Origin of the sequence: Segatella copri (assembly GCF_002224675.1) — a bacterium.
In the GTDB taxonomy this organism is placed as follows: Bacteria; Bacteroidota; Bacteroidia; order Bacteroidales; family Bacteroidaceae; genus Prevotella; species Prevotella copri_U.
In genome coordinates, this window is record NZ_NMPZ01000044.1 from 1 (window position 1) to 12,061 (window position 12,061).

General features: G+C 45.9%; 9 protein-coding genes. 4 read left to right on the plus strand and 5 right to left on the minus strand.

Annotated features, from left to right (window positions below):
• Positions 1-307: 307 nt before the first annotated feature.
• Together CFT61_RS15815 and CFT61_RS15820 are read left to right on the plus strand one after the other, a co-directional pair.
• On the plus strand, positions 308-1,558 hold the full coding sequence (locus CFT61_RS15815; protein WP_089545361.1) for an ATP-binding protein: 1,251 nt from the start codon (positions 308-310) through the stop codon (positions 1,556-1,558).
• A gap of 207 nt (positions 1,559-1,765) precedes the next feature.
• On the plus strand, positions 1,766-3,100 hold the full coding sequence (locus CFT61_RS15820; protein ID WP_089545362.1) for an ATP-binding protein: 1,335 nt from the start codon (positions 1,766-1,768) through the stop codon (positions 3,098-3,100).
• Between the two features lie 216 nt (positions 3,101-3,316).
• Here the strand turns inward: CFT61_RS15820 and CFT61_RS15825 are convergent, their stop codons facing one another.
• Entirely contained in the window at positions 3,317-3,850 is a 534-nt protein-coding gene (locus tag CFT61_RS15825) for a TIGR00730 family Rossman fold protein (protein WP_089545363.1), read from the minus strand.
• A gap of 198 nt (positions 3,851-4,048) precedes the next feature.
• Between CFT61_RS15825 and CFT61_RS15830 the strand changes: the two genes are divergently transcribed.
• A complete protein-coding gene (locus CFT61_RS15830) occupies positions 4,049-4,246 on the plus strand; it encodes a hypothetical protein (RefSeq protein ID WP_437176836.1) in 198 nt (65 codons plus the stop codon).
• A 205-nt stretch (positions 4,247-4,451) separates the two neighbouring features.
• Here CFT61_RS15830 and CFT61_RS15835 read toward each other — a convergent pair whose 3' ends face one another.
• Entirely contained in the window at positions 4,452-5,801 is a 1,350-nt protein-coding gene (locus tag CFT61_RS15835; protein WP_089545364.1) for a DUF3843 family protein, read from the minus strand.
• Positions 5,802-6,128: 327 nt separating this feature from the next.
• Between CFT61_RS15835 and CFT61_RS15840 the strand changes: the two genes are divergently transcribed.
• Positions 6,129-8,102 (plus strand): DEAD/DEAH box helicase, encoded by a 1,974-nt coding sequence (locus CFT61_RS15840; protein ID WP_089545365.1) that lies wholly within the window; start codon positions 6,129-6,131, stop codon positions 8,100-8,102.
• Positions 8,103-8,487: 385 nt separating this feature from the next.
• Here the strand turns inward: CFT61_RS15840 and CFT61_RS15845 are convergent, their stop codons facing one another.
• From CFT61_RS15845 to CFT61_RS15855, 3 genes are all read right to left on the minus strand, one after another.
• Complete coding sequence (locus tag CFT61_RS15845) at positions 8,488-10,629, minus strand: S46 family peptidase (protein ID WP_089545366.1); 2,142 nt, start codon at positions 10,627-10,629, stop codon at positions 8,488-8,490.
• 33 nt (positions 10,630-10,662) lie between these two features.
• A complete protein-coding gene (locus CFT61_RS16700) occupies positions 10,663-10,842 on the minus strand; it encodes a Fic family protein (RefSeq protein ID WP_176425639.1) in 180 nt (59 codons plus the stop codon).
• Positions 10,843-10,954: 112 nt separating this feature from the next.
• The gene (locus CFT61_RS15855) at positions 10,955-11,233 is read right to left on the minus strand and encodes an antitoxin VbhA family protein (RefSeq protein ID WP_089545368.1); all 279 of its coding nucleotides are present in this window, start codon (positions 11,231-11,233) and stop codon (positions 10,955-10,957) included.
• Positions 11,234-12,061: the final 828 nt, after the last annotated feature.

The window sequence follows — 12,061 nt, forward strand, 5'->3', positions numbered from 1 at the left end:
CTTCTAGCATTAGTTTTAATGGTATGTGTCAGAGTACACATATTTATTAAGCATTAAAAGCATTCTTTGCTATTTGCTACGGCAAATAAAAAAATTTTAGATATTGATGTGGTTTTCTGCATCTCATCGATTAGGCAACGATGGCAGTACTTGCCTTCTTAAAGATTTCTGCTATTGGGCACGAGCAATCGTGCCCTTTTTTATGTTTCTGAAGAGTTAAATCGATGAAAAAGTTTGGCGTTATCGAGTAAAAAGCGTATATTTGCGACCGAAAACCGTGTCTTGACACAAAAAAACGTCATAAACTATGTATTTTGAACGTAAAGCATACTTGAAAAAGCTCATCTCGGCAGAAGGCAATGGGATGATAAAGATTATCACCGGCATTCGCCGTTGTGGTAAGTCTTTCCTCTTGTTCAACATCTTCCGCAAGCATTTACTTGAAAGAGGTGTTGCGGAGAACCATATCATACAGGTAAATCTTGAAGACCGCAGAAACAAGAAACTTCGTGACCCTGATGCTTTGCTGGAGCATATAGATGCTCAGATGAAAGATAAGAATAGGTATTATATTCTCTTGGATGAGGTTCAGATGGTGAAGGAGTTTGAAGATGTGCTCAACTCTTATCTCCATGTAGAGAATGCCGAAGTGTATGTTACTGGTTCCAATGCCCGATTCTTATCGAAGGATGTGATAACTGAGTTTCGTGGTCGAGGTTGGGAAATCCGAATCCATCCGTTGAGTTTTTCTGAATATTATGAAGTGGTAGGAGGAGAGGAGCGTCAAGCCCTGGAAACCTATTATCTTTATGGTGGATTGCCTGCTGTGGCGCAGATGGAAACTCCTGAAGCGAAACAGAATTATCTTCGTGAGATTTATGAGACGGTTTATCTGAAGGATGTTTTGGAGCGTAATCGCCTGAAGAATTCTGATGGAATGCGCGAGTTGGTGCGTCTTCTGGCTTCTACGATTGGTTCCTGTACGAATGTGCAGAGAATTTCTAATACGTTCAAATCTGTTGGAGGAGTGGAAATCGGTACTAAAACCATTGGCAGGTACCTGGAGAACCTGCAGGATTCCTTCATCATCAGCGAGGCTTTGCGCTATGATGTGAAGGGGCGCAAATATATTGGTACTGGTACCAAGTATTATTTCGAGGACATCGGTATAAGAAATGCCGTGGTAGATTTCCGACAGATAGAATTCACCCATATCATGGAGAACGTGGTTTATAACGAGTTGCGGAAGCAGGGTTATACTGTGGATATGGGATCAGTGGAGAGCTTCAGGCGGGATGAGAATGGCAAGCTGCAGCGTAGGAATCTTGAGATAGATTTCTTGGTGAACCGTCATGATGAACGCCTCTATATCCAGTCGGCTTATGCCTTGCCGGATAAGGAGAAGGTAGATCAGGAGCAGGCTTCTCTTTTGAATGTAAACGATGGCTTCCGCAAACTGATTATCGTAGGGGATAGGTATCGTTCGGGTTATAATGAAGAAGGCATTCTGATGATGAGCCTCTCCGATTTCCTTTTGGGGAAAGAAAATAAGGGATAGATTGTCTTGAAGAAAATGTCAAGGGCGGAAGAACAACTGGGGTTAACAGAGTTAACAGTTAACAGTTGTTTTTCCGCCCTTTCTTTTTAGTTGAATACTCCGTTTTATAGGTTCTAATCCTAATTAATATTAAAAATGTGCAAGTTTGCCACTTTTTGATATGAAAAATGTGTATTTTTGCCGAAAAATCATATTAACGAGGAAATTATGGCAGAAATACAAAGAGAAATATTAGATAAAATGAAGGCGTGGAAGGAGAATCCGCGTCGCAAACCATTGGTGTTGCAGGGCGCACGTCAGGTAGGTAAGTCGTGGGCATTGAAGAAGTTTGGCAGGGAATGCTTTGAGGATATGGTTTACATCAACTTTGATACGATGCCAGCCGTGAAGGAGGATTTTAAACGTACCAAGGAGCCTTTGAAACTCATTAAGTCGATGGAGCTGATGACGGGGAAGAAAATTATCCCAACTTCCACTCTGATTGTTCTTGATGAGATTCAGGAATGCAATGAAGCATTGAATAGCTTGAAGTATTTCTGCGAGGATGCTCCGGAGTACGCTGTTGTGTGCGCAGGTTCACTCCTGGGTGTGGCTCTTAATCGTACAGGAGCATCTTTTCCCGTGGGTAAGGTGGACTTCATGACGCTTTATCCCGTATCGTTTGCTGAATATCTGAGGGCGGCAGATGCCCAGCTCTATCATTCTTATCAGATGATAGACGAGGTGATGTCTGTGCCCGAGGTGTTGCACCAGCAGCTGATAGATGCTTACAAGTTGTATCTTGTGTTAGGAGGAATGCCCGAGGCGGTAAGTGCCTACATCGACACTCGTTCGTGGGCGGAAGTAAAGGTGGTTCAGGATGCTATCCTCCAGTCTTATTCCCTTGATTTTGCCAAGCACATCAGCAACAAGGATATCCCACGTGTGTTTCAGGTTTGGGGCAATTTGCAGAATCAGCTAGCTCGTGAGGACAAGAAGTTCCGTTATGCTGATGTTCAGAAAGGGGCTAGGGCGCGTGAGTATGAGGGAGCCATCGAATGGTTGTGCCTGGCAGGATTGGTGCATCGGGTTTCGGCGATAGAAACTCCTCGCTTGCCGCTTTCTGCCTATAAGAAAGATAATGCCTTTAAGCTTTATCTCAATGATGTGGGCTTATTGGGGCGCAAGTTTGATTTGGATGCTGCTACGGTATTGATGGGCGACAATCTCTTTACGGAGTTCAAGGGGGTGATGGCAGAAAACTATGTTCTGCAGGCTTTGGTTCGCCAGTATGGCAGCCAGCATTATTATTGGACTTCTGGCAATACGGCAGAAGTGGAGTTCCTGTTGCAGGATGCTGGTAAAATCATTCCTATCGAGGTGAAGGCTGACAAGAATGTTACGGCGAAGAGCCTGGCGTATTATCGCAAGCAATATCTCCCTAAACTATCAATTCGTCTTTCTGCTCTTAACATGAGGAAGGACGATGATTTGCTCAATCTTCCATTATATCTGGTTGATAAATTGAAAATGTTTGTGGAGAATATGGCGTTTAATGAATAATTGAAATCTATACTGCTCTTTGTATGGAATTTTGCGTTAGTGCAAATTAAGCATGTTGAAACATGCTTAATTTGCAAATCTTGTTTTTGTAGTTGATATACAAAAAGTTGTAAGTGCATATTAATATTAGAAATAAGCTAATTATAGCTTTTTTCTCTTAAAAATACACGTTTTTGTCTGAAAATTCTTCTTGAAATATAATTGGAAAAGATGGCTCTATCCCTCGCAGAGCTTTGTCAATTCTTCCAGGTTATCTGCCACTTCAATCACATCTCGCCAATCGCCACGAATCATGCTTTTCTCTGCCATATCGTCCAAAAGGGCGATGGTGGAATTCCAGAAGCCTTTCATGTTGTAGAGAATCACCATCTTGTGATGGTAGCCGATGGTGTGGGCGGCGGCGATGGTGAAGATTTCATCCAGGGTGCCGATGCCGCCAGGAAGGGCTACGAAGATGTCGCTCTGGGCAAGCATCAGGTCCTTGCGGTCGCTGAGATTATCACACGGAATCTCAATGTCGAGGTCAGGGAAGGTTCTGCCGCCTCGCTCTACAAGCGTAGGAACCACACCGATGGTTCTGCCGCCATTCGCCTTTACTGCCTTGCCAATGCAATCCATCAGACCGGAGTTGCAGCCGCCGAAAACCAGGTCGTGGCCGTTCTCAGCCATCCACTTTCCCATCTCTTCAGTCAATGTGAAGAAGTCGGGGTCGATATTCTTATTTGCTGAACAAAAAACTGCTATTTTCATATTGCTTTATCTTCTATTTGATAATGTTTTATCCGTTATTTATAGATGTTTAGGCAAAGGTACGCAAAAATATCGAGATTATTGGGCTCTTTTTGCGGATAATTTCTTAATTTTGCAAACAATAACTAATCTTATAAACAGGAAGATAGATTTCTTATCGACAAACCTCACATCGCCTCCCTCGCCTGTCCGAAACCGATGCTCTTCATCAATGGTACAAAAGACAAGCTCTTCCCAGTGCCCGGCGTAAAAGATGCTTTCAGCGAAATGCATCAGGTTTGGAAGAGTCAGGGAGCTGATAATCTGCTGGATACGGAGCTTTGGGAAATTCCTCATTCCTGCGGTTTGAAGGCGCAGGAGAAAATGCTGGAGTTTCTGGATAAGAATCTGAAATAGGGGTTAACAGAGTTTACAGTCATTTACTCCCGATTATGCGACTTGGTTAATCAAGTGCAAGCAAATTTTAAATTAGTGATTTTTGAATAACTAACTGAGAAATTACTAAAAATAAAAAAGAGCGGAAGAACAACCGGGGGTTAACAGAGTTAACAGTTGTTTTTCCGCTCTTTCTTCTCTAAACTTTTGAATATTCTGTATGATTTTACCACAATTCTGCTGGTGACAGATCCTTGTCCTTTCTGCCCATCAGATAGTAATCGGCAAGGAACTGGAGGTTTGCCTGGGTAATCTTCAAGCCTTCCTCCTTCACATATCGGCTGGTGAAGATATTGGCGTCAGGCAACATATTGTTGTCTATCAGCTTGCACACAATCTCGTAAGGAAGTGGGCGGCCGTTGCCGCTGATGATGCTGAAGCTGTCTTCCTCAGCGCGCTCAGCGTTGTAGTAAGGATTCTCAGGCGAAGCGATGCAGTGGGCGAAGCCGAAACTGATATTGATACCCGTATAAGGACTTGCGCTCACGATGATGCCCTTCTCGTATTTCTGTGGGAATCGGATGTCCTTAGGCAATTCGAATTCAATCTCATTGAGGAACTCCTTCAGGGTCTTCACATCCTCCAGGAAGATGAACTTGTCGCCATAATCCTTTGCCTTCAGCAGGTTGTAATCGTGGATAGCCTTCTCGCGATCTACGCTAGCCTCCATCTTCTCGATCTTCTCCTTGAATTCCTTATCCTCCCAGAGCTTGTGGGTAGGCATTTCAGCCGTAATCTTCTCAAGCCACTCTAGGGAAGTAAGCGCCAGAAGATTGCTTCTGCTGGCAATGGTCATCTCCATCTGTACGGAGTAGGCCATAGGCTCTGTAAGTCCCTGAGGAGAATTTGCCATCTGCTGGAGAGCGAACTGCAGGCGTTGGCGATTGCCCACATTGAAGTAGCAGCCATAGTGGAACCAAGCCAACGTGTCGCGGCGATGGATTTCGTCGAGCTGCTTCTCTTCTTCTTCATTCTGACTCTCCAGTACAGGCATTTCGCTCAGATAGGCAATCAGACGCTCATTCTCAGGCGCAGTCTCGTATTCCTTGTCGAGAAGATTATAGGCAAGCTTGGCTGCCAGCGTCATCGTGCTGAAAAGGAAAGGAACGGCTTCCTGAATGTAGGTGCTCTGCTGGTAATGGTGCCAGCACAGGAACTTGATGTCGGCGAAGTTGATTTCTTCCGGATCGTATTCTGGAACATCTTCGTTCAGGGTATTCGGAACGAAATCATCCTCGTTCTCATAGAATGGGATGTAGGTACCGTAGCGCTTCTTGCATTCTGCAGTAAACGCCTTCCAGATTCCTGCACCGGAAATCACATCCTCAAAGTAGCCCGCAATGCTGAGTGCAAGCTGCTTGGCATCCTCCACATTCTTAAACTGATGGGTGAAGCACGCCTCGTCGAGGGCGTGGTATATTTCGTTAGCCAGTTCTGTATAGTACTGATCTACTTCGTTTGGTTTCTCGTATGGATGCATTGCCATCCAATCCTGGGTGAAAATTACCTTTTTCATTTTTTTCGATTCTTTGTTATTCGAGGTTAAGCGATGTCGTTGTGACGCGATATTCGTTCTTCTCGGTTGATGTTTATGATTCTTGTTAGCCAGTTCGGAGCAATATTGCCCGATTTATCTGTAAAGATAATGCAAAGATAATGAATTCTGCGCAAAAAATGCAAGAAACTCGCATTTTTTTCGTATCTTTGCACCCGAATTTAGGCAATCTTAATAAATGCGTGGGATTGCCGCAAGCGTTTCGGAAGGATTTTGCACCCTAATTCATGGCTGGGAGGGTGAATTCGGCCTTCCATTTAGATTATAATGAATTAAGGTTAAAAAGATTTGAAGACATTTGAAGAATTAGGCGTGAGCGAGGAGATTCGCCGTGCCATCGAAGAGCTTGGATTTGAGAATCCAATGCCAGTTCAGGAAGAAGTAATCCCATATTTGCTTGGTAATAAGAACGACGTGATTGCATTGGCGCAGACCGGTACGGGTAAGACTGCATCTTACGGTATTCCGGTAATCCAGAAAACTGATGCCAACAGCAAGCAGACACAGGCTGTCATCCTCAGTCCTACACGTGAGCTCTGCCTCCAGATAGCAGACGATTTGAACAGTTTTGCCAAGTACATCGACGGTTTGCATATTGCCGCAGTTTATGGCGGTACCGACATCGGAAGCCAGATTCGCACCCTGAAGCATGGTGTGCAGATTATCGTGGCTACTCCTGGCCGATTGCTCGATTTGATTAATCGTGGCGTGGCTCAGTTGGAGAACGTGAACAACGTGGTGCTTGATGAGGCTGACGAGATGCTGAACATGGGCTTCTCTGAGAGCATCAATGCCATCTTCGAGAACGTTCCGGAAGATAGAAATACCCTGCTCTTCTCGGCTACCATGAGCAAGGACATCGAGAAGATTGCCCTCAACTACCTGCACGACCACAAGGAAATCGTAGTGGGTTCGCGCAACGAGGGTGCTGAGCATGTAAACCACATCTACTATCTGGTAAATGCCAAGGACAAGTATCTCGCCCTGAAGCGCGTGGTGGATTTCTATCCACGCATCTTTGCAATTATCTTCTGCCGCACCAAGCTGGAGACTCAGGATATTGCAGATAAGCTGATTAAGGATGGTTATAATGCAGAGGCGCTGCACGGCGACTTGAGTCAGCAGCAGCGTGATCTCACTATGCAGAAGTTCCGCAACCATACCGTTCAGTTCCTGGTGGCTACCGATGTGGCAGCCCGTGGTCTGGACGTAGATGATCTGACTCACGTTATCAACTATGGTTTGCCTGATGATGTGGCAAGTTACACCCACCGAAGCGGCCGTACCGGTCGTGCCGGAAAGAAGGGAACATCCATCTCTATCATCCATACAAGAGAGAAATTCAAGGTTCGTCAGATAGAGAAGCAGATTGGCAAGGACTTCGTGGATGGCGTTTTGCCAACCCCAGAGGAAATCTGCAAGAAGCAACTCTTCAAGACCATGGACGACATTATGAAGACCGATGTGGATGAGGATCAGATTGAACCATACATGGCTGAAATCAACCGCCAGTTTGAGTACATCGACAAGGAGGACATCATCAAGAAGATGGTAACCATCACCTTCGGTAAGTTCCTCGATTACTATAAGAACGCTCCTGAGATCATCAAGCCGGAAACAGGCAAGGGTTCCCGTGGCGGCGAAGGTCGTGGAAGCCGTGGCGAGGGCCGTGGCAAGGTTTCTAACGGCCGCAGAAAGCATGAGACTGAGGCTGGTTTCAAGAGACTGTTCATCAACCTGGGTAAGGCTGATGGTTTCTATCCGGGCGAAATCATGCAGTATCTGAACAAGCACGTGAAGGGTCGCCAGGAGGTGGGTCACATCGACCTGCTGAGTAAGTTTGCCTACATCGAGGTGCCTGAGGAGGATGCTAAGCGCGTGATGAAGGCTTTGAATGGTACTGAGTACAAGGGCAGAACCGTAAGATGTAACGATGCTGATGAGGAAGGTCATGGCAGAGCAGCCCGTGGCGGACGCAGTTCTGAGGGCAGAGGCGGCCGTGGTTCAGAAAGAGGCGGTCGCAGTTCAGAAGCTCGTGGTCGCAGAGGTTCTTCTGAAGATGCAAGAGATTCTCGTGATTCTCGTGGAAAGGGAGGCCGTGGAAGCCGTGGCGAATCTCGTGGCGGAAGAAAGTCTCGTCCTCAGGAGGATACAGGCGATTGGCGCCAGTTCTTCCAGAGCAACGACAACGTGAAGTTCAAGGGCGAGGAGCCAAACTTCGAGGAAGAAGGTTGGGCTCGTCGCAGACCTAAGAAGAAATAAAGCATATTTTATATGTTGAGTATGTTTAGATAGTAAGGAGCACTCTTTCTTGTTATTCAGGAAAGGGTGCTCTTCTTATATGTAGATGTCTCTACTCCTAATAGAAAGTTTCGTTCAGCGACGTTGAACCGACATTCAGAGACGTTGAACGGAACTTTTTCTTCGTAAAATAGAAAGAAATCTCAAATATCATAAGTTGGGTTTGGTGATGGAATGGAAGGTGGGAGCCGGAAAGTCAGGAGTTAACAGGTTAACAGTTAACAGCTGATTTTCCGCTCTTTTTATATTATCCTGAGACTAATCTTTACCTCAGGATAAAAGTTTCTATCATCCTAAGACTACTCTCAGGACAAACTTTCTATCATTCTATTTTTCCAAATAGGAATTACTTCGCATTGATCTCCTTCAAGAGGCGGTCGGCGTGTCCCCACTTATCCATCAGGTAGAGCACGTAGCGAATATCTACACCAATGCAGCGAGCCAGACGCTTGTCGAAGTTGATGTCAGAGCTGAGGCTGTCCCAGTTGCCATCGAAGGCAAGACCAATCAACTCACCCTTGCCGTTGAACATAGGGCTACCAGAGTTACCACCGGTAATATCGTTGTTGGTGAGGAAACAGAGCTGCATCTTGCCAGTCGTCTTATCCTGATACTTGCCGAAATCCTTCTCAGAGAGAAGCTCGTGCATGATAGGCTCAGCGTAGTAATCGATAACCTTATCGCCCTTCTTCATCTTCTCTACGATGCTCTCGGCTGTGGTATAATAGCCTGATGGCTTGCCGCCGAGGTCGAAACCGCCTACCTGACCGTAGCTCAAACGCATGGTGAAGTTGGCGTCGCTATAGTGAGGCATGTCCTCCTCCATACGGAGCTTGGCAGCACAGAGATACTTCTCCTGCTCGGCGATGCTATCGTTGATGCTGCCCATCTGAGCAGCGAAATCTGCAAATACATCGTTCAGATCCATACCGAAGCTTACGCCTGGATCCTTCTCATATCCCTTCTTGTTGAAGTAGAGCTTGGCACCCTTCTTCATGATGAGCGACTTCTCCCAGAGATAATCCACATACTTGGCGTAGTCGCCGCCAAACTCAGCGTCGATGGTCTTGTAGAACTTAGGCAACCATTTGGCATCTACGTGCTCCTTGTAGTTCTTCAAGAGGGTAGCGAGCACCTCCTTATCGAGTGCCATATCCCATTCTGCAGAGTTATCTTCAAACTCATGATACTGCTTCTTCTTGTTCTTCTCAGGACCCTTCACCTCCATGTTGGTCTGGAGCTTGATGGCACGGGTAGAGAACTCGATGTTGCTTCTTCTGGTGAAAGATTCAGAGAAGTTGGTCCAGGCGTATTTCACGTCTGCGCTCTCCTTGTAGAGCTTGGCGAGCTTATCGAAATCTACCTTATGGGCGAGATCGTTGGCAGCCTTGGCTGTATCCTGCCAAGCACGGAGACGGGTTTCGTACTCACGCTTCAGATTCACGATGCCGATAGAATCGATACACTTGTTCATACCGATGGCATTCTTCCAGTAGTTGGAAGAGCTGGCGTACTTGCTGTCGTACTTGATGCGTACAGCCTCGTCGGCACGCATGTGCTTCTGCATCACCTCCTGCTTTACGCCACGAACCTGGGCACGAGGAGCATTCTCAGCATCGCGCATAGTCTGGATTCCGTAGCTTGAGAGATAACGCTCTGTGCTGCCTGGGTAACCCATGGTCATCGCATAGTCGCCATCCTTGTAACCCTGGAGAGAAACCTGTGCCCAACGCTTTGGATGATAAGGCACATTATCCTTGCTGTAGGCAGCAGGACCGTTGGTCTTAGGGTCGGCATAGATGCGGAATACAGAGAAGTCGCAGGTCTGGCGAGGCCACATCCAGTTGTCTGTATCGCCACCAAACTTGCCCATAGACTTTGGTACGGTGAAAACCAGACGCAGGTCGGTGAAGTCGCGGTAAGTAGTAGCGTACCACTTGTTGCCCTCGTAGAATGGCTGAACGGTGATATGGAGGGTAGAATCGTTCTTCTTCACCTCCTTAGTCATCTCATTCTCCAGAGAATCGATGAGTTCATCGCGCTTCTTGTTGTCGAGTTTCTCGTATCCGAGGCTCATCACTTTATCGGTTACATCCTTCTGTTCAACCATGAAGCTGACGAACATATTCTCGTTAGGCAATTCCTCTGCGTATGATTTTGCAAAGAAACCATTGAGCATATAGTCGTGCTCCACGGTAGAGTGGCTTCTGATAGCCTCGAAACCGCAATGGTGGTTGGTAAATACCAAACCGTCTGGAGAAACGACTACGCCTGAGCAATAGCCAGAGAAATTAACCACAGCATTCTTCAAGGCGTTCTCGCCGTTGTAGAGCTGGTCGTAAGTCATACTGAAGCCTTCGCGCTGCATCATCTCATACACAGCGTTAGGCAAGTTGTAAATCGTCCACATTCCCTCGTCAGCGTGAGCGGTATTGATTCCGCAGAACGCCATGATAGAGGCGATAAGGACCGTTGCTTTTTTCTTCATTACTTGTTTTTGTTTTCTATTTTTATTATGATGTTATTTATTCTTTTTCTCATACCCTTCTTTCCAAGTCTTTGCCAGCTCTGTCATCCGATATTGCTGGCGTGGATGTCTTGGGGTGTTTGGATATTTCCTCTCAATAGCTTTTTCTGAGAGGGCAGCGTTTAAATATAGTTCACTAAAACTTTTTCTGTCCTTTAGTCCGATTGCACCCATAATTTCCGCAGATGTCATATATTCATCGTTAAAGGATAGAATAAGAGTCTCCACATGTTGACTGAACTTGTGGGGGTACTTGTGGGGGACTTGAGGATAGCTTGCGGGGTACCTATTCTTGGCTGCTCTTTCCAATCATCAGTCGGCTGGATATGCAAATCGTCTTGCTCTGATAGTAAGAGTCAATCAGTTTTCTGGTTTCATCCAGAGTGATTTCTCCTTCGATGTTTCGTTTAGCCACATCTATGAGATACGCCGATGGTTGCAGCCCATCTACAGCCTGCAATCCGATAGCCGTCTTCCAGTTCTCGGCGCTTTCCTTCTGCGACGGCTCTCCTTGTCGAAGATACTCATCGAAGGATGCGAACTCGTTGATAATATCTTTATTCATAGATGTAATGCTTGATATTTAACTTTGCAAAGTTACAACTATTTCTCGAAATTACCAATGATTTAGGGCAAAATATTAAAGAATTATACTTTTCATCATTAAGTTTTCGAGTAATTTGGCGAAAACTTCTTGTAAGTATCCAAGCCGTTACGGCTCGTTCATATACATATACAGAACTTATATCCAACAACTCATCGTCCATCAGCTGATATCCGCTTGCACAACAGGTGTTGGGCGAGCGCATATCAGCTGTTATGCAAGCGCACAACAGCTGTTGTGCGGCTGAAGATATAGGCTTCCCCGGCTTATAATATTAATTCTTCCGGCAACAAGTAAAGGTTACTCCGAAGACTTTTTACGTAAAACCGATGCAACAAAGATAGCACTTACAAGGCACGATGATAGCACTTACAAGCAACAGCGATAGTACTTACAAGGCGCAAAGACGTTACTGAGAGGTCGCCATGATAGTACTGACGGGGCGTAAAGCGGCTTGTAGCGCTTATTGCCTCACTATGGCACAACATTGCCCCTTACCAGGGCAATAATCTGCCATTGCCAGGCACAAAACGATACGTCGGGAGCTTTTTTTATAAAAGCACCACTCTTCTTTTTACTCTTCACTCTTCACCAAATCGGCTGAAACCCCGATAAACACTGGGGTTGCGAGAGGTGAAGAGTTACGTACCACTCTTCACCACTCTTCACCTTCGTATTGCGCACGGAATTGAATCGGAAGCTCGCCCTGTTTGGTTGGGGGGCTGAAAACCTCTTTTTTATGTTCCACAGATTTCACAGATTTCCACAGATTTTCCGGTAAGCGGCTCC